Here is a 25118-nt window from a genome sequence, read left to right as displayed (position 1 = left end):
ATTCCTTTTGAGCTGCGCCAATCCGTAGAGGCGCCAGATATCAAGATAAAAAGCTGCGGGTTGTGAGACCTAAGGCAGCGGGTGGGTGGCGAACCAGGCACGCGCTTCGGCAGGCAGGACACCGATGCCCTGCCAAGTCTTGATACTCAAGCCACGCTCATCGCCCCGATGCCCCAGGTGACGGCCGAAGCGTTGCGCCCAGAGACGGCTGTGCAGCAATTTCGATAGCTGCCTGGTATGCCCGAAAGGCGCGACCCAGTCGCTGATCCAAAGACGTTCGCCACTGTTCCAGTCGGCCTCCGGCATGCACACCGGCGGGTTGTGCAGATAGCGCTGTTCGGCCTCGGCACTGAGGTTCATCCACGCCATATAGAACACCGGCCTGCCTTGCTCGCTGGCGAGCATGAACTGGCGCTGCTTGATCGCCGGCAGCAGCAGCGCCGACAAGCTATGCAACGGCGCATCGCGATGGGCCGCCGAGTGCATCCACAGCCAGACGGCGGAGCCGAGCACGCTCGCTTCGTTCCAGGGTTCGTCGAACAGTTGGGGTGCAAGGATTTCAAGACTGCCAAAACGCATATCTGCCTCCGTCAAAATGACCAGCTGAGATTGAAGCCAGCAGTCACATCGGCCGTCTCAAAGTTCTTGGGTTTCATAAGTGGTTGGCCAAGGAACAGGTCGTAGGACACCTGCTTGTAGCCACCGCGCATACCGACCACCGCACCGGCGAGTCGATTCCCGGACAGGTACTGGGCGGAGTGTCCGCCGACCTCGCCATAATCGACGCCGAGATAGAGTTCCTGGCTGTTCTGGAAGACAAACCAGCCCAGGTCATTGCGCAAGGTCCAGCCCCGTTCGGCGGAGAGGATCTGTTCGCCATCGAACCCGCGGACGCTGTAGCGCCCCCCGATGGAGAAGCGATCCTGGGCCACCAGCGGCGAGCGGTTCCATTGGCTGCGCCAGGCGCCGATGTAGCGAAATTGCTGTGTCCCGATACGGAATGGGCTTTGCAGTTGAGCGCTGGCGCTGATGATCTTCGACCGTGAAGTCCCCTCGTCGAGGTCTTCTTCCGGTGCGCGCAAGGCATGGAACGCCCCGGTACCGCGTCGATAGCTCAAGCCCAGATCCAGGGTGTTGCTGCCAATGAACTCGCGATGATCCAGCCCCATCTGCCACCCGGCCATGCGCCGGCGCTGCACTTCAATTTCGGTGTCATCGATGTAGTTGCTGGAGGTCCGCGTCCAGCCACTGACCCAGGCCGACGTCTTGCGCACGGCGTCACGGTAGAGCAGTCGAGAAAGTTTCAGCTCGTTGTTGTTACTGTGGCCCTGATAGTCATAACTCTGATTGTTCCCGGCCACGGTCTGGTGATAGTCGTACTCGCTGGAGGTCAGCCCCAGTTGCCAGTAGTCGTACGGCAACGAGTAGTACAGGGTGTGCCCTTCGGAACCGCGATCACCACTTTTGCCACCGCCCAGGTTGTGGCTGAAACTGGCATAGAACAGGTCATTGAGACTCAGCGGATTGTCCAGCGACAACGCGACGTTGCCCTGATACCTGCCGGTGTCCTTGCTACCCGAGTCGTCCATCGACAGGCTCACGCGCGCAATGGAAGCTTGCTTCCAGAGGATCACCACATCGCTTTCACCCGGTTTGGCGTCGGTGTCGGTTGCCGGCGTGATCTGCACGTCGGCCTCGGCCGTGGGCACCCGTTTGAAGTTCTCCAGCGCCTGTTCGATGTCCCGCAGGTTCAGCAGCTCACCAGGTTGGGCGGGCATGGCGTTCCACAGTGTCGCCCGCGACGGGGTGCCGTCGGCAAACCGGATATGTTTGATGCGTCCCGGAATCAGTACCAGGGAAAGCGTCCCCTGGCTCAGGTCCTGAGGCGCGGCCAGCACCCGCGTGGTGACGAAGCCCCGCGCAATGATCAGGTTCTGTATACGCTTCATGGTCAGGTTGATGCCCGCGGCACCCAGGCAACGACCTAGTGCGGGATCAGACGCCGGGTTGGCGGCACGCAGGGCCCACTGGAAAGCCGCCGAATCCTCGCCTTCGAGCACAATATGGCGAATGGTGAAGCAGGGCGCTTCATGAGCCGGCAGCAGGCCCTGGCCATCATCGGCGGAAGCCTTGAGGCGTACGTCAGGGGAGGAGTCGAGCTGCTCACGCAGGACCCGTTCGCGCTCTTGCTGGCGCAGCAACGGCTGTTCCGGTGCCACCGGCTCGGCCGCCATGGCCGTGAGGCTGGCAGACAGGCTGATGATTGCGAAGGGGTACAACGAATGTTGCAAAACTGACCGACCGGTCACGCAGGCGCGCAACCGGGCACACAAACGAGGCTTGAAAAACACAACACATCCCTGAGAATAAAACTTCCTGCAACGCGCCGTTAATCAGCGCCTTGTCGAACAGCTGTAATGAAAAACCGACAAACCAGAAACAATTAGATACATCAACTCAGAAAAGTTCCGCGCCCCAGAGAAACAAAAGAACCGGCGACGACAAACCAGCACAAGCCAAAATCCACCCGTGGCGTCGCAAAGCCCTCCTTCGCCCCTTAGAATGTCGGCATCCGGTTCAGTTCAAGGACAGTGTCGATGTCGAGTTCCTCCCGTGTGCGCACCTATGGCATGCAGCAACGCAGCGACCGCCCGGACTTCTATATCCGTGACAAACAGGCCCGCCCGGCCATCGTCACCCCGCACCGACATGACTACTTCCAGATCCAGATCAACCTGGGCGGCGACACCGTGCAGCACATCGGCGGCGCTATCCGGCCTTATCCGCGCCAGGCCCTGGCGTTTATCCTGCCCCATCGCCTGCACCTGATCCCGCACCCGGAAGACGGCAACTTTGTCCTGATCAACTTTTCCCAGGCGTTTTTCCTGCCGCACCTGCATTGCGACCCGTTGGATCTGGAGGACCTCTCTATCCATGACCTGCCGGAGCTATCACCGTTCCAGCATCAGGAGCACCTGGATTTTATCCTCGCCGACCATGACTTCGCCGAAGTCCTGCTCCTGCTGGAAAAGATGCGCGAGCTGGATCAGGGTCGCGATCTTGGCACCCGCCAGGCGCTCAAGGGCTGCCTGCTGCAACTGACCGGCAAGATCTGCAGCCTGTATGCAGACGAGTTGCAGGCCCTGTCGGCGAACAAGGCGGCACGACGCGGCCGACGGGATGCACTGGCGCGGGTCTCGAGTTATCTGCGCGAGCATATCGCCGACCCGGCGCTGAACCTCAAGGACACCGCCGAGGCGGCCTTTCTGTCGCCCAACTACCTGACCCACTTGCTGCGCAAGGAAACCGGCAGCACCTTCTCGGAGCTGGTCCTGGAACGCCGCATGCGCCTGGCGCGCACGCACCTGCTCAACAGCGAAAAGCCGGTGAGCCAGATTGCGCAACTGTGTGGTTTTGCCGACGAGGCCTACTTTTCACGCCGTTTCAAGGCCACCCAGGGCCTGCCACCGGGGCAGTTTCGGCGCCGGCGGCAAGAGCCTGGAAGCAACTGAATCCCAGCAACCGAGTTTATTTTTCCAACTCTGTAACAAAAAGCTACTCGCTTCCCTCCACAGATCAAACTCCGTGCAACCACGGGGGCCGGCGCTTGCGCGTCGGTTCAAAAAGAGCTGGGTGAGGTGGCGAGTTGATCAACACACGATTTTCCTGCGTGGGCTGCGGCAAATGCTGCAATGACCATTACGTCCCGTTGACGCTCGAGGAGTCCCGCCAATGGGCGGCGGACGGCGGCACGGTGATCGTGCTGGTAGAAGCGTTCCTGGAAAACGGCCTCGGGGTGGCCGAAGCACAATTCGAACACGCCCGGCGCCGTTCGATCCTGGTTCCCAGCGGAACAACCCAGGCCTGGCTGGCCGTCACGTTCGCCGCCTACAACAACGGGCCGTGCCGCAATCTCGATGCCGACAACCGCTGCGGTATCTACGAGCGGCGCCCGCTGGTCTGCCGCATCTATCCGGCGGAGATCAATCCGCATATCCCGTTGCGCACAGACCGCAAGGACTGTCCGCCCGAATCCTGGGAGCAAGGCCCGGACCTGATCGTCGGTGGGCAACTGGTCGACCAGGAACTGGCCGAACTGATCGAGCGCTCGCGCCAGGCCGACCGTGAGGATATCGGCGCCAAAGCAGCCATCTGTGCCCGCCTCGGTATCAGCACGACCGCCCTCAAGGGCAACGGCTTCGCTACCTACCTGCCCGATATGCAGGCGTTCATGGCAGCCATCGACGAGGTTCGCGGGGAGCGGACGCTCAGCTCCACTGGACAGCACTGGGCTTTTCATCTGGCCGATGAAAACAGCACCCGGGCACTGCTCGCCCATGGCGCGGCAGTCACTCAATCGGGTACAGGACACTACCGCTTTATTCCCTTGCGATCGGCCGATTAAGGCGCTTGACTCAGTGAACGGCGGTCATCTGCGGCAAAAAATCGGGCAATGACGTTTTTTCAGCCTCTACAGGCCGCTTTCCGCATCGTCTTCGCGGTATCCGTCTACGATTCTGTAAGAGCGCCACGATGGAGTGTGGCCCTCCCAAACAAGAACACTAAGAACAGCAAGAGAGAGCCGTCCATGAAAACCGTCGCAGAGCTGTTGAAACTCAAGGGTAGCCAGCATCAGGGCGTGCATACCATCGCCCACGACCATACTGTGTTCGAAGCCTTGATACTGATGGCCTCGAAAAATGTCGGCGCCCTTCCGGTACTCGAAAACGGCCAGGTCGTGGGCATCATCAGTGAACGTGACTACGCCCGCAAAGTGATCCTGCACGGGCTCAGTTCGGTCACCACCAAGGTCCACGAGATCATGAATGCCCCGGTGATCAGCGTGGATTCACGCCAGAACGTGGAAACCTGCATGAGCATCATGACCGACAAGCATCTGCGCCATCTTCCGGTGGTCGAGGACGGGCAACTGATCGGCCTGCTGTCCATCGGTGACCTGGTGAAAGAGGCCATTGCCGAACAGGCCGACCTGATCCGCCAACTGGAACAATATATTCGCGGCGAGTAAGGCCAGCCCCGGCCCCTGGAATGGCTCACGGCAGGAGCGACGCCGCTCGCTCCCGCCACCTCAATGATCGCCCAATAAAGTATGTCAAAATGTTTATGAAACCCCGCTAATACGGGGCTTCCAGCGATATTTCCGATTTTTTCACAACGCTTTCACTTCACTCCCACCTGCGCCTCTCTACATTCCCCCCCTGCCCACACGCGGCCTTGTCTATCCTTTACAGTTTTAAACATCGAAACCCTGGATCGGGCCATCAAGTCCATGCATTGTGCCTGCCCCGCTCAAACCCTAGCTGCGGCGCTTACCGCTAAGGTCGACCCATGAACCCTCACGTGTTTCCACTTTCCGCCGCGACGCTCAGGCGCTGGTCCGTGCCGGTGCTGCTGCTGGCCTTCGCGGTGTTCTACCTGTTGCCCATGATGGGCCACGGCCTGTGGATCCCCGACGAACCGCGCTACGCCCAGATCAGCCAGGAGATGTTGTTAAGCGGCAACTGGACCTCCCCGCATTTCATGGGCCTGCGCTACTTCGAAAAACCCATTGCCGGCTACTGGATGATCGCCATCGGCCAGGCCATATTTGGCCAGAATTTTTTCGGCGTTCGCGTGGCATCAGCCGTGGCCACCGGCCTCAGCGTACTCTTGACGTATCTGATCGCCCGGCGCCTGTGGAACGACCCGCGCAAGAGCTTCGCTTCGGCCCTGCTGTTCATGAGCTTCGGCCTGATCGCCGGGCAAGCCAGCTACGCCAACCTCGACCCGCAATTCACCCTGTGGTCGAACCTGAGCCTGTTCGCGTTCTGGTTCGCGGTCGACAGCAAGGAACAACGCCAGCGCCTGTACGCCTGGGCCGGCCTGGGCCTGGCCTGCGGCATGGGTTTCCTGACCAAGGGTTTCCTCGCCCTGCTGCTGCCGGTACTGATCGCCCTGCCCTATATGATCTGGCAACGCCGCCTCGGTGAGCTGTTGCGTTATGGCCCGCTGGCCGTGATCGTGGCGGTGATCATCGCGCTGCCCTGGGTGCTGGCGGTCAATGCCCAGGAGCCCGACTACTGGAATTTCTTCTTCTGGCACGAACATATCCAGCGTTTCGCCGGCGACAACGCCCAGCACGCCCGGCCCTGGTGGTTCTACCTGCCGCTGCTGGTGGCATCTTGCCTGCCGTGGTCGGTGCTGCTGATACCGACGTTCAAACAGGCCTGGGAGCAAAAGCGCCTGCCCGGTACCGGCTTCCTGTGGCTGTGGTTCCTCTTGCCCCTGGCCTTTTTCAGCCTGAGCCGAGGCAAACTGCCGACCTACATCATGCCGTGCCTGTTGCCGCTGGCGCTGATGATGGGCAATGCGCTGATCGATCGGGTGACCCGCGCCGAAGGCCGGATGCTGCGGCTCAATGGCTGGCTCAACCTGGTCCTCGGCGTGGCGGCCATGGTCGCCCTGATCTACCTGCAAACCAGCCGTTCGATCTACGAAAACAGCCATGCGGAAGTCTTCAATCTCTCGCTGGTGTTCATCATGTTGATGGGTTGGATCATCGCCAACGCCCTGCAAGCGCTACGTCCGCTCACCCTTTGGGCCATGCCGGCGCTGGGGATCGGCTTGCTGGTGGCGCTGCTGCCGGCGGGCATGCCGGCCAGCATCGTCAACAGCCAGATGCCGGACCAATTTATTGCAGAACATGTCAATGAATTGCGCCAGACCAACCGTCTGCTGAGCAATGAGCTGGGCGCCGCCTCCTCCCTGGCCTGGCGCCTGCAACGCCCGCGGGTGGATTTGTTCAACACAGCGGGTGAATTGAAGTACGGTCTCGACTATCCTGATGCCGCCGAGCGGCAGGTCAACTCCGCCAACGTCGAACAATGGATGACTGAAGCCCGTAAACAGGGTTCGGTCGGTGTAGTGCTACGCGTCAAGAGCGTAGACGAAATGCGCGAAGTCGAGCAGCTCCCACTGGACGGCAAGCGTTATCAAAAGGGTAATACCATCATCATGATCTTCCCGCAGACCCAACCATGAATCAGAGTTTCTGGAAAACTGACAAAGGCGCACTGACGCTTCTGCTTATCGTATCGGCCGTCCTGCTGCTGGTGGGCCTGGGCCAACGCGAGTTGTGGGGCGCGGAAACGCGCTGGGCCAACATCGCCCTGCAGATGCTGCAGTCGGGCAACTACTTCGACCCCTACCTCAAGGGCTCGCCTTATTACGACAAACCGCTGCCGTCCTACTGGCTGATCACCGCCAGCGCCGGCCTGATGGGCGGCCTGGGCAATTGGTCGCTGCGCCTGTCGTCGGTGATTGCCGCCTGGCTGACGGTCTGGCTGGTCTACCTGATCGGCGAGCGCCTGTGGCGCAAGGGCACCGGCCTGATCGCCGGCTGGATGCTGGCGACCACCTTCTATTTCGTGTTCTGGGCACGGGTGGCAACCGCCGATATCCTCACGGTGTTCGGTGTGGTCGCGGCCATCTGGTGGTACTGGCGCGGGCCGGACGATACCCGGCTGGGCCGCTACACGGTGTTTTTCCTGATCCTGGCCCTGACTTCCCTGCTCAAGGGGCTGATCGGTTTCATCCTGCCGGGCCTGATCCTGCTGCCCCACGTGCTGGCTGACGGGCGCTGGAAACGCCACCTCAACCCACGACTGTTCGTCGCCCTGGTGATTGCCGGCGCGCTGTACGCCATTCCTTTCGTGCTGTCGCATTTCTATGGCTCGCCGACCTATGGCGAAAGCGGCCTGGCGCTGGTGTTCAAGGAAAACGTGGTCCGTTTCTTCAATCCCTTCGACCATATGGGGCCGATCTACACCTACCTGATCTACCTGCCGGCCTACACCCTGCCCTGGGCACCGTTCTGGATCCTCGGCCTGTGGGTCGCCATCCGCCAATGGAAGAAGATCGAGCCCAACACCCGCTGGCTGGTCTGGGGACTGGGGCTGCTGTTCCTGTTCTTCACCCTCAGCGGCAGTCGTCGTAGCTACTACGTGCTGCCCCTGGTGCCGTTCGCCCAGTTGCTGGCGGCCTGGTGGGTGACCCGACGCCTGGAAGAGAAGCGTGCGGCCGGCAAGGTCGCGGGCCCGGGCTGGTCGAAAGGCTTCGCGGCGGCGGCGCTGCTCCTGCTGCTGGTGATCGGCGTGCTCTACCCGTGGACCAACAGCGGCGGCGGCGTGACCAAGTTCGCCGACGACGTGCGCGCCAAGGCCAGCCAGCAAATGCCTTGGGACGAATGGAAAATCGTCATGATCGAGGTGGACAACAAGCTGCCGATGTACATGAACAACCAGGGCGCACCGTTCTACTACATCAAGGATTCCCAGGACTACCCACGTACCGGCGACAGCGCTGCGTTCATGGCCTGGCTGGAGAAAACCAGCGGTCAGCGCTGGGATCCGTCACGTACCCTGATCGTCACCAGCTACAGCAAGCACGACGAGGTGCCGTTAAGCTACCTCTCAGCTGACCATGATGTGGTCAACACCGAGCTCACCAATGGTGCGCGACTGGCCAAGAAGAAAGAGAGTGGCAGCGTGGCTTATATCCCCAAGGCCAAAGGCCTCTAGCCAATAGACAAGGGCACCGAAAGGTGCCCTTGTTCATTTCAGCCTCAATAACCCAACGACAGCCCCGTATTACGACGCGGATCGTTCGCGCCGTAGAAGCGGTTGTTGCCTACCGGCTTGCCATCGAGGGAAGGAGCGCCGACCAGGATCGCCGCCAGGTGATTCGACGGCTGAGGGCCGGCAAACTTGTGGCCCCAGCCTTCAAGAATCTTCTGCGTGTCCGGGCTCAGGGCAAAGGCCTCGATATTGGTCTCCTCCGGCAGCCATTGCTGGTGGAAACGCGGCGCGTCCACCGCTTCCTGGATGTTCATCTTGTAGTCGATGACATTGAGGATGGTCAGCAGGGTTGCAGTGATAATCCGACTGCCGCCAGGCGTCCCCACCACCATGACCGTCTTGCCGTCCTTGGTGACAATGGTCGGGCTCATCGATGACAACGGTGTCTTGCCCGGGGCAATGGCATTGGCCTCACCCTGCACCAGGCCGTACATGTTCGGCACACCGACCTTGGAGGTGAAGTCGTCCATCTCGTCATTGAGGATGACCCCGGTCTTGCTTGCCATGACGCCAGCACCGAACCAGTCGTTGAGGGTGTAGGTCACCGATACCGCGTTGCCCCATTTGTCGACGATCGAGTAATGGGTGGTGTTGTTGCCCTCATGAGGTGCCACGCCAGGATTGATGTCCTTGGAGATCCCGGCCTTCTGCGGTTCGATGGCCGCCCGCAGCTTCTCGGCGTAACCCTTGTCCAACAGGTGCGCTACAGGGTTCTTGATGAAATCGGGATCACCCAGGTAGCTGTTGCGGTCGACGTAGGCGTGCCGCATGGCTTCGATCTGATAGTGCACGCCCTGGGCCGAGTGATAACCCAGGTCCGCCATCGGATAGCCTTCGAGGATGTTCATGATCTCGCAGATCACCACACCACCCGAGCTCGGCGGCGGCGCCGAAACGACGTGGTAGCCACGGTAGTCGCACTCGATGGGGGCCAGCTCGCGGGTCTTGTATTTGTCGAGGTCGGCCTGGGTGATGATGCCCTTGCCGGCCTTGCTCGAATCGACGATGGCCTTGCCGACCCAGCCCTTGTAGAAGCCGTCGGTGCCCTTGGCGGAGATTTCCCTGAGGGTCTTGGCCAGGTCTTTCTGCACCAGCTTCTGGCCGACCTGCATCGGTTCGCCCTTGTTCAGGAAGATCGAGCCCGAATCGTGAATGTCTTTCTTGAACTCGTCAGTGGCGGTGTGCAACAGGTCGATATCGCCCTGCTCCAGCACAAAGCCCTCGTCGGCCAGCTTGATGGCCGGGGCCATGACCTGAGCGCGTTTTTTCGTACCGTACTTTTCCAGCGCCAGTTCCATGCCCGAGACGGTACCCGGTACGCCGACCGCCAGATGGCCTTTCGAACTCAGGTTAGGGACGACGTTGCCGTCCTTGTCCAGGTACATGTTGGCCGTGGCGGCCAGGGGCGCTTTTTCGCGGAAATCGAGAAAGGTCTTGCGACCGTCGGCCAGTTGCACGGTCATGAAACCGCCACCGCCGAGGTTGCCGGCGGCCGGGTAGACCACCGCCAGCGCATAAGCGACGGCGACCGCCGCATCGACCGCGTTGCCGCCGGACTTGAGCACGTCGACCCCGACATGGGTAGCCAGGTGCTGCGCCGTGACGACCATGCCATTTTCGCCCGCGACCGGGGCCTGGGAAGCAGCATGAACAGGGGAAATAGCCAGAATCAGTGCCGTCGCCAGGAGCGAACGCGCAAGGGGTTCAAACTTCATAAGCCGACTCTCTTGTTTTTATTTGCGGGGAACAACGCAGACTCCTGCCTGCGCAGGCCTTTACCAAGGTAGGCGCTCCAGCGGTATTTACCTAGTACCAATGCGCAACTTTTTACGGGTACCACGCTGAGCCAGGGGGACATGGCAAACACTTGATGCCACCGGACTGTGAACTGGTGCTGACACCATCGGCGGAGCCCCCTGTCAAATCAACCGTTCGATCCGCTTGTGCCGCCACACCACCTTGTAATACGCGCTCTGCAAAACCAGCATGCAGATGTAGGCCACCGGAAACGCCATCCACACCCCTTCCAGCCCGAAACGCGCATCGAGCAGGTAGGCCACCGACAACTCCACCCCGACAATACAGAAGATCGAGATAAACACCGGCGCCAGCACCGTGCCGCTGGCGCGCATGATGCCGCCGATCACCGCCTGGAAACCGAACACCAGAATGCTCCAGAGCATGATATGCAGCAGGTGCTCGGCCTGGGCGCGGGTGATCGAATCGGTGATAAACAAACCCAGCAGCCAGTGGGACAACATATAACCCAGGACAATCAGGGCACCGGTCAGGCAGGCGTTGATCATCAAGCCCGTGCGCAGAATCGGCCCCAGGCGCTCCAGACGCCCGGCCCCAATGGCCTGGGCCCCCAGGATCGAAGCGGTAATGGCAATCGACAGCGCCGGAAACTGCACATAGTTGACGATCTGGGTCACCGCGCCATACGCCGCCGTCGCCTGGGAACCGTGATGGTTGACCAGGGACAGGATCACCAGTTCGGACAGCGATAACACCACCATCTGCAACCCCGTGGGCAGGCCGATCTTCAGGACTTTGCCCAAGATGCTCCAATCCAGGCGCATCGCCCTCAGCAATGTCCAGTCCGGGGCCATGACACTGGCTTTATGCCGCAGGCGCAAGGCCAGGAAAACCATCGCCAATGCCGTGCCCACCAACCCCGCCACGGCAGCGCTCTTGATACCCATCTGCGGCAAACCGAGCCAGCCACGAATCAGCGCCGGGGTCAGGAGCAGGCCGGTGGCGGTGGAGACCGCCAAGGCCAGCAGCGGCGACAGCGTATCGCTGATGCCCCGCAACAACTGGGTAAAAAGCACGAAGACCAGCAACAGCGGCATGATCAGCATCATCACCTGGGCATAACCGACTGCCTCGTCGAGCACATCAGCGGGCGTACCCAAGCCGATCAGCGCCGGGCGCGCAAACACGCTGCCCAACACTGCCGCGACCAAGCCGATCAGGACGCCCAGCGCCAGCGTCGTGCCGGCTACCGCCTTGACCGAGTCGGGCTCGCGGGCGCCCCAGGCTTGCCCTATCAATACCGAGGCCCCCGCTCCCAACCCGATGATCAGGGCAATAAAGAAGAATACGATCGGAAACATCCCCGACACCGAGGCCAATGCCTGGGTGCCAAGCATCTGGCCGATATAGATGCTGTTGAGCGTACCGGAAAGCGACTGGAGGAAGTTGGAAAGCACCATGGGTGCCAGAAAAACCAGATAGAGCTGCCAAAGCGGGCGCTGAGCATTTTTTTGCATGAAGGGGTCGAGTTCCAAATAATTGCATCTGCGTGCTCGCCGACTCTACCTTATAGCGCCGACCGTGTTGAATTTTCCTCGTCTTGATCAAGGATGCGGCGTCACTTTCGCTGGCGGCTCGACCAGCACCCGCTGCTCCACCGCTGTCGCCAGATAGCCTTCGATCTGGGCCGCCAGATAGTGGGTCGTGGCCGTCACCCCGCCACTCGGGTCCGACACCAGTTTGAGCCACGCCTTGTCGAACGCCTCCCCCAGGGTCTTGCGAATGCGCACCCGGGTATCCGGCTGCTCATGCTCGTGGACGATCGCGCGAAAACCCGCGACCCCGAGGGAAATCATCGCCCCGGCAACCCGACCGACCGCCGTCGCGACCGCACCGGCCACCCCACGGCTGGTGAACTCGGACTGGAGCTTCTCGCTGGTCTGCCGGGCGACCGAATTGATCCCCGCACTCGATGTTCCGTCATTTGCGCCTCCCGCCAGGTGGGTACGCGCGTTCAAGGCGAGATAGGCCGGCAACTGACTCAACGGCGCGGCATGCAGCGTTTGATAGAGTGAGGCATTGTGGTCGGCGGGCGGGGCCAGGGAGATCGCCGGAATCTGATTGATGTGCTGGGCGAGCTGATCCGCCGGTACGCCATACCGCTGGGCGATCACCGTCAGTTGTTTGCCCATCTGTTCGAGATAGAACTGCGCCGCCTGATCCATGATCGAGTCGGGATCGATCTCCACTGCCACCGGGGCCAGCACCCGCGCGCGATATTGCTCCTGCAGGTAACTCGCCAGACGCTTGGCCGATGGATCCTGCTCGCCCTGGTCATTGAGCCGGTACCAACCGACCTTGATCGACAACCACTCCTGGGTCCAGTAACCGTCGAACCAGGGGATGAATTTTTCGTCAGTCTGCTGATAGATCCGCGTACGCCAATACTCCATGGTACTGCGTGCCCAGGCATCCGCTTGCACGGTGGCTTGCTCGGAAGCCTGGATCAGATCGACATCGACTTGCTGCCAAACCTGCGGCGAAACCACCGTCGGCGCCGCGACCTCGTGGGCACGTTCAAGACCGGCACACCCGGCCAGCAGCAGCATCCAGACAAGGATCAGCACACGCAGGCTCAAGGTCGCAACTCCCTAAAACCGGCTCAAGCACGGGCGTGCTACCGGTATCACCTGCCTTGAGTATAGGTCGCGAACCTGATGGCCCCCGTACTGCCGACTTTCACCTGACAATCAATGGTACGGGCAGGTGTCAAAAAAGTTACCCAACGGAGAAACGCCTGAAACCTGGCCCCTTGCAGAATGCGCCCACGCCTGACCTCCCAGGCACTTACATCGGCCCATAAGCGAGGCTTTCCATGATGGTGCGCACGCGTCCCCTGCAAGCGAATTACAGCATTGTGCTAGTCAACTATAAGACCCATGAGCTGACGCGGACTTGTCTGGAATTGCTGAAGACCGCCTTGCATGGAACCGATGTCCCGGTATTCGTGGTGGATAACAATTCGAACGACGCAAGCCTCGAGTATTTGCACAGCCTGGACTGGATCAACCTGATCGAGCGCAAAAGTGGCGCCCCTGAATGCGGGAGCGCCGCCCATGGCCGAGCTCTGGACCTGGCCCTGGCGGAAGTCGAAACCGAATACCTGTTTCTGCTGCACACCGACACCTTTATCCATGATCCGGACGTGTTCGGCCTGATGATCCGGCAGTGCTCGACCCCGGAGGACGTCGTCGCGGTCGGCTGCCTGGAGCAGTTGAATCGGGGCGTGATCCGCTCGGCCTGGCGCCTGACCTCACGCTTTGCCAAGCATTACACCCGACGCGGCCTGCGCGCCCTGGGGATAAATGCCAGGGAGCCGAGGCCGTTCCGGGAAAAGCATCTGAAAAGCTTTTGCACGCTGTGGAACGCGCGGCTGATCAAACATCACGGGCTGCACTTCCATATGAGCGGCGGCAACCCCGGCTACGAGCTGCAAGACCGCATGACCGAACTCGGCTACCGGGTCGAGTGCATTGCGCCGCGCCAGCTGTTTCGCTATCTGGACCATATCCAGAGCGGGACAGTGGCGGCCACCGGCGGTTTTGCCAAGAACCACCGTCGGGTCAAAATGTACAACCGCCTGAGCCCGGAGCCCATTGCGGCCCTGCCCGCTTCGCCGTACCTATAACCCGGCGTTTGAATCATCATTTCGATTGATCATTCAAATCGCAAAACAGAATTTTTTATTTGCCCGCGATCCGTCCAGGATAGGCCTGCCTCCACAGTCCCGGACGAAGCCCCCATGAATCTCAATTTTGCCATTGCCTGCGCCGTTGTCGTGTCCTTCGCCATTGCCCTGCTTCACGCCTGAGCGCGACTCAAAGCGTGGCCACGGCCTCACCCAGCCAACTCCTGAACGCCGCCATCGCCGAGGTTTCAGGACGCGACTGCAAACGCGTCAGCCAGTAGCTGCCCGTGGCAATCTCGACATCGAAGGGTTGTAGAACAAGCTCCGCCTCCAATTGCCGGGCGAACATCATTACCGGCACCAACGCCACACCCGCCCCCTGAAGCGCCGCCTCCATCATCGCCAGCGAGGAATCGAAGACGATGCTCTCCGGTACCCGCCCTTCGTCCGGCAAGCCCGCTGCCTGAAACCATCGCGGCCACTCGTCCGTCCGATAAGAGCGCAGCAGCGTCTGCTTCAGCACATCGGCGGGGGCTTTGAGTTGCCGGGCAATCGGCGCGGTGCACAGCACTGAAAGGGGCGTTTCCAGCAGGTGCATCGCCTCTACCCCGTGCCAGGCCCCGGCGCCGAAGCGGATGGCGAAATCCAGGCCCTCGGCGGCCACATCGACGCGGTTGTTGTGGGTCGACAGCCGCAAATCGATAAAGGGATGCCGGGCGCGAAAGTCCGCCAGGCGCGGTAACAGCCAGCCCAGCGCAAAAGTCCCCACCGCCCCCACCGTGAGCACCTCTCGATAATGCCCGCCCTCGAACCGCCCCAGGGTCTGGGCAATCCGGTCGAAAGACTCGTTGAGCACCGGCAACAGGCTTTCGCCTTCGGCTGTCAGCATCAGTCCGCGGGCAACGCGCTTGAACAGCGTCACCTTCAACTGGCGCTCAAGGCTCTTGACCTGATGACTCACCGCGGCCTGGGTCACGCACAGTTCAATCGCCGCCCGGGTGAAACTCAGGTGCCGCGCGGACGCCTCGAAAGCGCGCAGCGCATTCAACGGCAAGTGCGGTCGAACCATGATCAAGCCCCTAATTTTTCTAATAGCCAATCCGAAATTTCATTGTTTGTCGATTTCCCGCCCACTGACTACATTCGGCGTCCTGGCATTTGCATGGGCCGCTGAAACTCACGGAAAGCCGCGTAAATCGGGGATTTTCCCCACTCGTCAGTGCAGCCGGATAATCGCACCGGCGTATTTTCGACACAAAAAACCGCTCCTGGGCGAGCGGTTAACATAATGAAACATATTGGGAGCCTTTGAACCATGTTCAAGAAGAACCTTGCCAAACTGGAAGTCCTGGTGACCTCCCTCCTGCTGATCGGCGCCAGCAACAGCTTCGCGGCGGACACGCCCCAGGCCGACGTCAAGTCCATCGTCGACGCCGCTATCGCCCCGATCATGCAGGAGCAGAATATTCCCGGCATGGCGGTGGCCGTGCTGGTGAACGGGAAGCCATATCACTTCAACTACGGAATGGCCTCGAAGAGCAATCGGCAAGCGGTGACCGATGACACCCTGTTCGAGATCGGCTCGGTCAGCAAGACCTTCGCCGCCACCCTCGCCGGCTATGCCCAGGCCCAGGGCAAGCTCGTCCCGTCGGAGCGGGTCAGCCACTACCTGCCGGAGCTGCAAGGCAGCGCCTTCGACAACATCACGGTGTTGCAACTCGGCACCTACTCCGCAGGTGGCCTGCCCCTGCAGTTCCCGGACGCGTTCGACGCCCAGGACAAGATGCTCGACTACTTCAAGCAATGGAAACCGACCTATCCGGCCGGCACCTATCGGCAGTATTCGAACCCGAGCCTGGGGCTCTTCGGTTATGTGGCCGCGAAAAGCCTCGGCGCACCCTACGACGAACTGATCGAAAGAACCCTGCTGCCGGCGCTGGGCATGAAGCACACCTATCTCCACGTGCCGCCGGCACAGATGGGCCATTACGCCGAGGGTTACACCCAGGATGACCAATCCGTCCGGGTCGGCCCGGGCGCACTGGATGCCGAAGCCTACGGCATCAAGACCACCGCAACCGACCTGCTGCGTTTTGTCGAGGCCAACCTCCAGCCGGAAACCCTCGAAGCCCCGCTGCACAAAGCCATAGACCTGACGCAGAGCGGCTACTACCAGATCGATGGGACCACCCAGGGGCTGGGATGGGAGTTCTACCCCTACCCGATCAAACTTGAGCAGTTAGTGACGGGTAATTCCTCGGAAATGGCCTACGAGGCCCACAAGATCACCACTCCATTCAACCCCGCGCAGCCGCCGCAAAAGAATGCGCTGTTCAACAAAACCGGGGCGACCCGTGGCTTCGGCGCTTACGTCGTCTACGTGCCGGCGAAGAAAATCGGCATCGTGATGCTGGCCAACAAAAACTATCCCAACCCGGTCAGGGTAAAAGCCGCCTACCAGATCCTGAACGCACTGGAGGGCGTCAAGTAAGCGGATAGGCAAAGGCCGGCCGGGTTGGCTATGATCGGAGACCATGACAGTCTCACTTCCGATCCGTCAGCCCTGCCCACCCGGCGCCTGCATTTGCGAGCGGGAACAACTGCTGCAAATAGCCGGCGCAGACCTGCGCATCCTGGGCCTGACCCGTCAGCAGGAAAAGGTGCTGCTGGAGCGTCTGGAAAACCTCAAGAGCCTGGCCGACCTCGAACACCTGCAAAAACGGATATACGAACAGTTGGGCCTGCGGGTGTCCGTCGTCCCGGGCTTCAATGAAGTACGCACCATGCGTGGCATCGATATCCAGATCGCCGACCACCCCGGCCTGTGCCGCAAGACCCGCCAGTCGATTCCGGCCGCGATCCGCCGTGGCCTGGAGAAAAACCCGGAGATCGCCTACGCCCTGCTCAACGCCAACGACCTGTTGCGTGATGCCTGAGACGCGGTCTCAGCGCAGCCGCTGGCCGCGCTTGAGGGTCTCGCTGGGCAGTTCGCCGAACAGCGCCCGATAGCTGTTCGAAAACCGCCCCAGGTGCCAGAACGACCAATTCATCGCCACCTCGGCCACCGTCTTGTCCAGGGCATTGCGCCCGAGCAGTTCATGGCGGGCGCTGTTGAGCCGGCGCAAGCGCAGCCAATGGCTCGGCGTCATGCCTGTGTAGGCCTTGAAGGTGTACTGCAACTGACGCAATGAAACCCCGGCGAAACCGGACAGCTCCAGCAGGTTGAGGGTCTCATCAGGCGAATCGGCCGCCCACTCGCCGATGCGTTTCATGATCGAACGCTCCTCGGCGCGGCGCTGCAAGGAACCTGGGTCCAGGCAGACAGCGTTATCGAGAATGTAGAGACAGTCGTCCAGCAGTTGCTGGGTCAGGCTTTCCCGGCTCGGCGGATCGAAGGTCTGCGCCAGACGGGTCAAGGTCCCGCTCAGCCAGCGGCTGAACAAGCCGTTCTGTTGCGAATTGAGCGGCGCCATGAACAACCCCTCCAGCCGTGCCACATCCAGGCCATGGTGCTGCACGAACTCCGGACCGAACACCACCGCCACTTCCTGGTAGTTCTCGGGAGTGATCCAGATATTGCGGCTCTCGCCGTTGAGCACATACAAGGCGTTGTCACTGCGATCGAAACAGAAGGCCAGCGCACCCGACGGCGCACTGAAATTCTGCTCGACCCGAGTGTTCATGCACTCCTCGTAGATCTGCACCCCTTGCAGGTCCAGGTAACGAATCTGCCCGGCGAAATGCCCCGGCGACATCTGCTGGTAATGCTGCACCCAACCGGGTGTGGCGCGTATCTGCTCGGCCACATCGGCGGTATTGAACGCTTGAACCCGCAAGGCGTTTGACTCTGTCATCGGATGACCGTTCGCACTCATTTGGTGCGTCTTATGCCGTCATAAAGTGGATAGATGGGACCCCCATCGCTCGCCCAAGATAGTCGCCAATGCGCCGCAGGGGAAGTCTCTCGCCGCTCGGCCGGGATGCAGACAGATCACCCGGCGCAGAAAAAAACCAACAACGAGGTCTTTATGAATGCCCCTTTCGATCAGCTGTCTTCGTGGCTGAAAGAACACAAGATTACCGAAGTAGAGTGCGTGGTCAGTGACCTGACCGGTATCGCCCGCGGCAAGATCGCACCCACCAACAAGTTCCTGCATGAGCGAGGCATGCGCCTGCCGGAAAGTGTGCTTTTGCAAACGGTAACAGGGGACTTTGTCGACGACGATGTCTATTACGACCTGCTCGACCCTGCCGATATCGACATGATCTGCCGGCCGGATTCGTCGGCCATGTATGTGGTGCCATGGGCCATCGAGCCCACCGCCATCGTGATCCACGACACCTTCGACAAGCAGGGCAACCCTATCGAGTTGTCGCCGCGCAATGTCCTGAAGAAGGTCCTCAAGCTGTATGCCGACAAAGGCTGGCAACCCATTGTTGCCCCGGAGATGGAGTTCTACCTGACCCAGCGCTGTGAAGACCCGGACCTGCCGCTCAAGGCCCCTTTGGGGCGTTCGGGTCGCGCGGAAAGCGGTCGGCAGTCGTTCTCCATCGATGCCGCCAACGAATTCGACCCGCTGTTCGAAGACGTCTACGACTGGTGCGAAGCCCAGGGCCTGGACCTCGATACGCTGATTCACGAAGACGGCCCGGCGCAGATGGAAATCAACTTCCGTCACGGCGATGCCCTCGACCTGGCCGACCAGATCACCGTGTTCAAGCGCACCCTGCGCGAAGCCGCGCTCAAGCACAACGTCACCGCGACCTTTATGGCCAAGCCGATCGCCGACGAGCCCGGCAGCGCCATGCACCTGCACCAGAGCGTGGTCGACAGCGTCACCGGCAAACCGATCTTCGTCGATGCCGACGGACAGATGAGCCAGCTGTTCCTGCACCATATCGGCGGTCTGCAGAAGTACATCCCCAAGCTGCTGCCGATGTTCGCCCCCAACGTCAACTCGTTCCGCCGCTTCCTGCCGGACACTTCGGCGCCGGTCAATGTCGAGTGGGGCGAGGAAAACCGCACCGTCGGCCTGCGGGTGCCGACCTCCAGCCCCGACGCCAAGCGCGTGGAAAACCGCCTGCCGGGCGCGGATGCCAACCCTTACCTGGCGATTGCCGCGAGCCTGTTGTGCGGCTACCTGGGCATGGTCGAGCAGATCGAACCGAGCGCCAAGGTCGAAGGCCGCGCTTATGAACGCCGCAATCTGCGCCTGCCGATCACCATCGAGGACGCGCTGGCGCACATGGAAGACTGCCCGACCATCGAACGCTACCTGGGCACCCAGTTTGTCCGTGGCTATGTGGCGGTGAAACGTGCCGAACACGAAAACTTCAAGCGTGTGATCAGTTCCTGGGAGCGGGAGTTCCTGCTGCTGAGCGTCTGATCCAGAACCTTTACCCAGACCGAAAAACAACCCCGACAAGAGGTGTCGAATGCGTCTATTGAAATCCGTCGTTCCGGTAGCACTGGCCTTGCTGTTCAGCGCCACCGCACAAGCCGAGCCGACCGTCAGCGTCTACAACTGGACCGACTATATCGGTGATACCACCCTCGCCGACTTCCAGGGCAAGACCGGTATCAAGGTGATCTACGACGTCTTCGACTCCAACGAAACCCTGGAAGGCAAGTTGCTCGCCGGCCGCACCGGCTACGACGTGGTGGTGCCTTCCAACCATTTTCTCGGCCGCCAGGTGAAAGCCGGGGCCTTCCTGAAACTGGATCGCTCGCAGCTGCCGAACTGGAAGAACCTCGATCCCAAACTGCTCAAGCTGCTGGAGAAAAACGACCCGGGCAATGAACACTCGGTGCCGTACCTGTGGGGTACCAATGGCATCGGCTACAACGTCGACAAGATCAAGCAGGTGCTGGGCATCGACCATATCGATTCCTGGGCGGTGCTGTTCGAACCGGAGAACCTGAAGAAGCTCACCCAGTGCGGCGTCTCGTTCATGGACTCGGCCGACGAAGTGTTCCCGGCGGTGCTCAATTACATGGGCATGGACCCACGCAGTTCGAAACCCGAGGACTACAAGAAGGCTGAAGCCAAGCTGCTGACCCTGCGGCCCTATATCACCTATTTCCACTCGTCCAAGTACATCTCGGACCTGGCCAACGGTGATATCTGCATTGCCTTCGGTTACTCGGGTGATGTGTTCCAGGCCGCGAACCGGGCCAAGGAAGCGAAGAACGGCATCAACATCGCCTATTCGATTCCCAAGGAGGGCAGCAACCTGTGGTTCGACCTGCTGGCGATTCCCGCCGATGCGACCAATGTGAAAGAGGCCCATGCCTTCATCAATTACCTGCTGGACCCGCAGGTGATTGCCAAGGTCAGCGCCACCGTCGGCTACGCCAACCCCAACCCGGCGGCCAAGCAGTACATGGACGAAGCTCTGGTGAACAACCCCGAGGTCTATCCCTCCCAGGAAGTCCTCGATAAGCTCTACATCTCCACCACACCGACACCTGAGATCATGCGCCTGATGACCCGCTCCTGGAGCAAAGTGAAGTCCAACAAATGAGTCAAGCCAGCCCAATGGAACACGCTCGCTCCTATTACGCGGCGACCGCCGGTTCGATGCCGGATTATCCCCGGCTCGACTCCCAGGTGACTGCCGATGTGTGCGTGATCGGCGGCGGTTTTACCGGCGTCAACACCGCCATCGAACTGGCGCAGCGTGGGCTATCGGTGGTGCTGCTGGAAGGCCGGCGGATCGGCTGGGGCGCCAGCGGGCGCAATGGCGGGCAGTTGATTCGGGGCATCGGCCATGATGTCAGCGGTTTTGCCAAGTATGTCGGCACGGAAGGCGTGCGTTATCTGGAGCGTGCCGGTATCGAGTCGGTCGAGGTGGTGGGCAATCGCATCCGCGAGCACGCCATCGACTGCGATCTGCGCTGGGGCTTCTGCGAACTGGCCAACACCCCGGCGCAGTTCACGGCGTTCCGGGCCGAGCAGGCGCATCTGGCGGAACTGGGTTATGCCCATGAAACCCGGATTGTCGGGCCCCAGGACATGGCCCAAGTGGTGGCCAGCACGGCGTATGCGGGCGGTCTGATCGACAAGGGTTCGGGCCATTTGCACCCGCTCAACCTGGTGCTCGGTGAAGCGCGGGTGGCGAAGGCGCTGGGGGTTCAGATCTTCGAACATAGCCCGGTGCTGGAGCTGATCCATGGCAGTACGGTGGAGGTGCGTTGTGCCGCCGGTAGCGTGCGTGCCAACAGCCTGGTGCTGGCCTGCAACGCGCACCTGGAAGATCTGGAACCACGTTTGAGCGGCAAGGTGCTGCCCGCCGGCAGCTATATCATCGCCACCGAACCATTGGCCGCCGAGGTGGCGGCCGAGTTGATTCCGCAGAACCTGTCGCTGTGCGACCAGAAGGTCGGGCTGGATTACTACCGTCTTTCTGCCGACAAGCGCCTGTTGTTCGGCGGTGCCTGCCATTACTCCGGACGCGACCCGGCGGATATCGCCGCCTATATGCGACCGAAGATGCTCAAGGTGTTCCCGCAACTGGCGGATGCGCGCATCGACTATCAATGGGGCGGCATGATCGGCATCACCGCCAATCGTTTCCCCCAGGTCGGGCGCCTGCAACAGCATCCGAATGTGTTCTATGCCCAGGGTTATTCGGGACATGGCGTCAACGTGACCCACTGGACCGCGCGGTTGTTGGCCGAGGCTATCCATGCAGGGCAAAGCAAAGGCATGGATATCTTCAGCGCGGTGCCGCATATGACCTTCCCGGGGGGCAAGGCCTTGCGCTCGCCGTTGCTGGCGCTGGGGATGCTGTGGCATCGGTTGCGTGAAGCGCTGGGCTGAGTCAGCACTGACAGTAACAAAGGCCAGGAAAGAACACTCTTTACCGCTTTTACAGGATAACCGAGTTCTTTCCTGGTTGGCCCGGAGCTGAAGGAAATACTCAGAGGAGCTGGAATTTTACTAAGGTCTCTTTGACTTTCTCGCGGAGCTGATTTTCATCGAGCTCATAGTCAGCCCTATCTTCATCAGGATTGTAAATTTCGGCCAGCATAAATAACTCCCCTCCACAATTTAAAACATCCTCGCTTCGATTTTTTACACCACGCAGCCCCCTTCTTTCAACACATATATCTTCAAAGAATTTATGAGCGCTAACTTTCCCATTTAAAAAGCCCCTGCCCAGCTCGATTAATTTCATAGTATTCATAAGCCATCACCCCAAGTAAATTCGACCACATAGCCACACCACCTTAAAAACTCACCTACTGAAAATCACCTAGCGACCAAGCTTGACGACCTTAAAGTATTTATTTTCCGCGACAAAAGCGGGCTCTTTCCAGTTAGGACCCTTTATATAAGTCATGGGATGCTCACCTTGTTGTATAACACCTGACGCCCCCATTTCTCTGACAGTAGACAAAAGTTCGCCTTTTTCGATAACATCAAAACGATAGCGAACAAAAAATCTATCTAGGCTGCGGTAATCGATACCTTTTTCACTACCAGCCAAAAAAGAAATAATATCTTTTACAGACTCGCCCTCCACCAACGACTTAAAATCAATCATTTAAACTCCCTCCACACCTGCTCATCAGCGGCCTTTATAGCATCGAACGTATAAAATAAATTTTCCTCATCTTTTAATTTGTAATCCTCCAAGGTTGCCGTGTGAGCATTGTTCCAAACCTCAGAGGCGGCGTCTTTGCCCTTCGGTACGACACCATCCGCAATCCCTAGTGCCCTGTAACGCTCAAGTTCTCTGATTTCGTGTGTATAAAATCGTTTATCGACGTCAGCAATTGATAGTTCACCGCGCAAGACTTTCTCTAATCGGTCAACCATTATTGCATTTGCATCTGACGGTGCAAATCGCCCTGTATGCAACTTAACAAGATCAATACCATCCTGAGTAACCGACGCCGTTGTCCAGTCGAGATTTTGGATTGCGCCTCCAGCCTTGTCAGGATTGTACATCCGACCGCTGTGTTCACCCCTTGTAGTAGCCCCCTCATACGGAGAGCTAAACACTACATAAATGGGCGGCAAACCTGAGTCAGCAGGAAAAGTATAGATACCATCCCGAATATCCCACTGATCCATCCCCGGCAAGGGTTCGGCCTTTACCTCGATGGGTGTCAGCGTGATCCCCGTGTAGATCGGAATTTCTACAGGCTGTACCGGCGATGTCGTCGAACTGCCGTCAGGGGCCGCAATCGGAAAGGTCAGGGTGATCGCCGGCGTATCAGCCGTGGTGAAGGTATAGGCATTCGCCGCCGGGTCCAGCGTCAAGGCCCTGACCGGCACCTTCGGCGATAACCCACCATTGGCTTGCGTGGCAATCAGCGAGTACTTCGAACGGTCGCCGTAAACCCGATACGGCAGATCCACCGTGCCACCGGCCACCGCTATCGCCGACAGGTTCTCCGGCAAGTCGGGGATCAAGTCCCTGGCTGGCAGGCTCAAGGTGGTCGGCGGATAAAGATCGCTATTACCTAACGAGGGGGAATACAGCAGCAGGCCAACGCCAACACCCGTGGCGCGATCAAACACAGCGCTGCCAAGGGTTTTCAGAGCCTGGATGCCCGACTGAATGGCGGCTTCCAGCGTCAAACCGGTGCCCGTCGTGATCGCGATGAAACCCGCTGCCGCACTGAGTTGGGTTGCGCCTGTCGGAGCAAGCCTGAAAGTATGTGCTTCAGCCGCCTTGCGTTTCGCTTCAGTCTTTGCGAACAATCGAGCTTGCTCGTCGGCGACCGCCCTTGCGCGAGCTGCCAAAGCACCAAAGGCGTTCGAGGCGATACCCAGATATCTGGCGGACTCTGATTTCAGCAGGGCATCGTGATGGCTCGCCCATTTTTGACCTAGCTGCCCGGTCGCCTGCAAGTGAACCAGATTGGCCAGGGCTTCCAGTTCCGGCTTGCTCAAGGGGGAAACAATCTTGGGATTTGTCGCGGGATAAGTGAGGGTGACCCCACCACTTGTCCAGGGCGGCGGCGCCTGGATGGGCCGGATCGCGGCAAGCTTGCCGGCGATCATATCGTCCAGCACGGTTTTGTAGTGAATCAGTGCCTGAGCCGGTGCCAGCCCCGCCACGGAGCCCGCGGCGATAGAAAGTTCTGTTTGAAGAAACTCCGGCAGGCGTTGGACGTGAATATCCCGTTCCACGCCGATGACGCCAAGACGTTGTTCCAACAACGCCTGCCAGGCAGCGTCATTTACGGAAACAGCCGACTCTGCCTGACGCCTTTTGGTGTCCAGCTCCGCAAGCTTTGCAGCCAGGACATCCATCGAAAGCGACAGCACCTTGAGTTCCAGCGCCGCTCTGTAGACAGTATCAAAAAGAGCATGCAAGCCGCTCACGGATTCGGCAGTAGCAGCTCCCGAGAGCCAAAGCTCACGCATTTTCTGACGCGGCAAAACCTCCATCATGAAAAACGGGTTATGACCATAAAGGCCATAAATGGCGGGTGCCGTGGAAATATACTGTGATTTCTTTACATCAATCAGATCCAGCGTAACCCTTTGATCGAGCCTTGCCGCCTCTTCGGGAGACAGGACACTTTCACCTGTGGCAGCCTGCTTTTTCTGCGCCAGTTCCTGTTCCATATTAACCAGGAGCGCTTTGAGACGTGGCTCATATTCGTCCGCAATAAATTGAAAGTCCGTTTCTCCCCCCATCAAGTCAGACAGGACATTTGGCGTGGTCGTGTCACGAAATCTACCCGGCCCTCCCTCTCCCCGTCTCGGCCCTTCCTGAAGTCCCCAACCATCGCCATTTCCACTGTAAGCCCCACCCACACCGGAACCGAAGGTTTGTGGTCTTCCCGCAACGATGTGCAAGGGCCTGATTTCAAAAGCCTGTCCGACTACATATCGCTCGTCCGCCATATCAAGTCTCCGCTTGATCCACTCAAGAGTGTTTACTGTCGTTTACTCCGACAGAAGGCGATGCAAGAAGAGAACTTGTCTTTTGAGGGGAATAACTCTTTATCGCGTAAGGCATGGGCTACAGGTTGACCATCCGACTGACGAGTAGCGGATGTCGTTAGCCCC

General features: G+C 59.9%; 21 protein-coding genes. 11 read left to right on the top strand and 10 right to left on the bottom strand.

What is annotated here, in order from left to right:
- Nucleotides 1-69: 69 nt before the first annotated feature.
- Nucleotides 70-579, bottom strand: coding sequence for a toxin-activating lysine-acyltransferase (locus tag M5B42_RS30300; protein WP_152742253.1), 510 nt, complete (start codon nt 577-579; stop codon nt 70-72).
- A gap of 11 nt (nt 580-590) precedes the next feature.
- Complete coding sequence (locus M5B42_RS30295; protein ID WP_248747899.1) at nt 591-2291, bottom strand: ShlB/FhaC/HecB family hemolysin secretion/activation protein; 1701 nt, start codon at nt 2289-2291, stop codon at nt 591-593.
- A gap of 306 nt (nt 2292-2597) precedes the next feature.
- On the opposite strand from M5B42_RS30295, the gene M5B42_RS30290 reads away from it, so the two are divergent.
- The 5 genes from M5B42_RS30290 (at nt 2598) to M5B42_RS30270 (ending at nt 8579) form a co-directional block, all read left to right on the top strand.
- Nucleotides 2598-3512, top strand: coding sequence for an AraC family transcriptional regulator (locus M5B42_RS30290; protein WP_177143637.1), 915 nt, complete (start codon nt 2598-2600; stop codon nt 3510-3512).
- A gap of 137 nt (nt 3513-3649) precedes the next feature.
- Complete coding sequence (locus M5B42_RS30285) at nt 3650-4405, top strand: YkgJ family cysteine cluster protein (protein ID WP_103495209.1); 756 nt, start codon at nt 3650-3652, stop codon at nt 4403-4405.
- Between the two features lie 183 nt (nt 4406-4588).
- Nucleotides 4589-5029, top strand: a complete 441-nt coding sequence (locus tag M5B42_RS30280) for a CBS domain-containing protein (protein WP_103495197.1) — start codon at nt 4589-4591, stop codon at nt 5027-5029.
- A 320-nt stretch (nt 5030-5349) separates the two neighbouring features.
- Nucleotides 5350-7041 carry a lipid IV(A) 4-amino-4-deoxy-L-arabinosyltransferase gene (arnT, locus tag M5B42_RS30275; RefSeq protein WP_248747898.1) on the top strand — a complete coding sequence of 564 codons (1692 nt, stop codon included), beginning with the start codon at nt 5350-5352 and terminating at the stop codon, nt 7039-7041.
- Complete coding sequence (locus M5B42_RS30270; RefSeq protein ID WP_248747897.1) at nt 7038-8579, top strand: glycosyltransferase family 39 protein; 1542 nt, start codon at nt 7038-7040, stop codon at nt 8577-8579. The genes arnT and M5B42_RS30270 overlap by 4 nt, the downstream gene beginning before the upstream one ends.
- A gap of 44 nt (nt 8580-8623) precedes the next feature.
- On the opposite strand, the gene ggt is transcribed toward M5B42_RS30270, so the two are convergent.
- The 3 genes from ggt to M5B42_RS30255 all read right to left on the bottom strand — a co-directional run bounded on the left by ggt (nt 8624) and on the right by M5B42_RS30255 (nt 13033).
- Nucleotides 8624-10351 carry a gamma-glutamyltransferase gene (ggt, locus tag M5B42_RS30265; protein WP_177098864.1) on the bottom strand — a complete coding sequence of 576 codons (1728 nt, stop codon included), beginning with the start codon at nt 10349-10351 and terminating at the stop codon, nt 8624-8626.
- A 204-nt stretch (nt 10352-10555) separates the two neighbouring features.
- Nucleotides 10556-11911, bottom strand: a complete 1356-nt coding sequence (locus tag M5B42_RS30260) for an MATE family efflux transporter (protein ID WP_248747896.1) — start codon at nt 11909-11911, stop codon at nt 10556-10558.
- An 87-nt stretch (nt 11912-11998) separates the two neighbouring features.
- Nucleotides 11999-13033: a hypothetical protein gene (locus M5B42_RS30255; RefSeq protein WP_248747895.1), complete on the bottom strand. Its 1035-nt coding sequence runs from the start codon at nt 13031-13033 to the stop codon at nt 11999-12001.
- Nucleotides 13034-13269: 236 nt separating this feature from the next.
- Here M5B42_RS30255 and M5B42_RS30250 point away from each other — a divergent pair, with 236 nt between their 5' ends.
- The gene (locus M5B42_RS30250) at nt 13270-14082 is read left to right on the top strand and encodes a glycosyltransferase (protein ID WP_248747894.1); all 813 of its coding nucleotides are present in this window, start codon (nt 13270-13272) and stop codon (nt 14080-14082) included.
- Nucleotides 14083-14272: 190 nt separating this feature from the next.
- Here M5B42_RS30250 and M5B42_RS30245 read toward each other — a convergent pair whose 3' ends face one another.
- The gene (locus M5B42_RS30245; protein WP_177098867.1) at nt 14273-15151 is read right to left on the bottom strand and encodes a LysR family transcriptional regulator; all 879 of its coding nucleotides are present in this window, start codon (nt 15149-15151) and stop codon (nt 14273-14275) included.
- Between the two features lie 246 nt (nt 15152-15397).
- On the opposite strand from M5B42_RS30245, the gene ampC reads away from it, so the two are divergent.
- A complete protein-coding gene (ampC, locus tag M5B42_RS30240) occupies nt 15398-16573 on the top strand; it encodes a class C beta-lactamase (RefSeq protein ID WP_248747893.1) in 1176 nt (391 codons plus the stop codon).
- Nucleotides 16574-16616: 43 nt separating this feature from the next.
- Nucleotides 16617-17018: a hypothetical protein gene (locus M5B42_RS30235; RefSeq protein WP_103495205.1), complete on the top strand. Its 402-nt coding sequence runs from the start codon at nt 16617-16619 to the stop codon at nt 17016-17018.
- Between the two features lie 9 nt (nt 17019-17027).
- Here the strand turns inward: M5B42_RS30235 and M5B42_RS30230 are convergent, their stop codons facing one another.
- Nucleotides 17028-17936, bottom strand: coding sequence for a helix-turn-helix domain-containing protein (locus M5B42_RS30230; protein WP_103495206.1), 909 nt, complete (start codon nt 17934-17936; stop codon nt 17028-17030).
- A gap of 174 nt (nt 17937-18110) precedes the next feature.
- On the opposite strand from M5B42_RS30230, the gene M5B42_RS30225 reads away from it, so the two are divergent.
- From M5B42_RS30225 to M5B42_RS30215, 3 genes are read left to right on the top strand one after another with little or no spacing between them, the layout of a single operon-like run.
- Nucleotides 18111-19469 carry a glutamine synthetase family protein gene (locus M5B42_RS30225; protein WP_248747892.1) on the top strand — a complete coding sequence of 453 codons (1359 nt, stop codon included), beginning with the start codon at nt 18111-18113 and terminating at the stop codon, nt 19467-19469.
- A 49-nt stretch (nt 19470-19518) separates the two neighbouring features.
- On the top strand, nt 19519-20607 hold the full coding sequence (locus tag M5B42_RS30220) for a polyamine ABC transporter substrate-binding protein (RefSeq protein ID WP_248747891.1): 1089 nt from the start codon (nt 19519-19521) through the stop codon (nt 20605-20607).
- A complete protein-coding gene (locus M5B42_RS30215) occupies nt 20604-21905 on the top strand; it encodes an FAD-binding oxidoreductase (protein WP_248747890.1) in 1302 nt (433 codons plus the stop codon). The genes M5B42_RS30220 and M5B42_RS30215 overlap by 4 nt, the downstream gene beginning before the upstream one ends.
- Nucleotides 21906-22005: 100 nt before the next feature.
- On the opposite strand, the gene M5B42_RS30210 is transcribed toward M5B42_RS30215, so the two are convergent.
- From M5B42_RS30210 to M5B42_RS30200, 3 genes are all read right to left on the bottom strand, one after another.
- On the bottom strand, nt 22006-22272 hold the full coding sequence (locus M5B42_RS30210; protein WP_248747889.1) for a colicin immunity domain-containing protein: 267 nt from the start codon (nt 22270-22272) through the stop codon (nt 22006-22008).
- Between the two features lie 69 nt (nt 22273-22341).
- A complete protein-coding gene (locus tag M5B42_RS30205; RefSeq protein WP_177098871.1) occupies nt 22342-22632 on the bottom strand; it encodes a hypothetical protein in 291 nt (96 codons plus the stop codon).
- Nucleotides 22629-24953, bottom strand: a complete 2325-nt coding sequence (locus M5B42_RS30200; RefSeq protein WP_248747888.1) for an S-type pyocin domain-containing protein — start codon at nt 24951-24953, stop codon at nt 22629-22631. The genes M5B42_RS30205 and M5B42_RS30200 overlap by 4 nt, the downstream gene beginning before the upstream one ends.
- Nucleotides 24954-25118: the final 165 nt, after the last annotated feature.

The sequence above is a fragment of the Pseudomonas sp. MWU12-2037 genome (assembly GCF_023242345.1).
Taxonomy (GTDB): Bacteria; Pseudomonadota; Gammaproteobacteria; order Pseudomonadales; family Pseudomonadaceae; genus Aquipseudomonas; species Aquipseudomonas gingeri_D.
The sequence above is the reverse complement of the archived record's forward strand: the minus strand, read 5'-3'. Positions and strand labels throughout refer to the sequence as shown.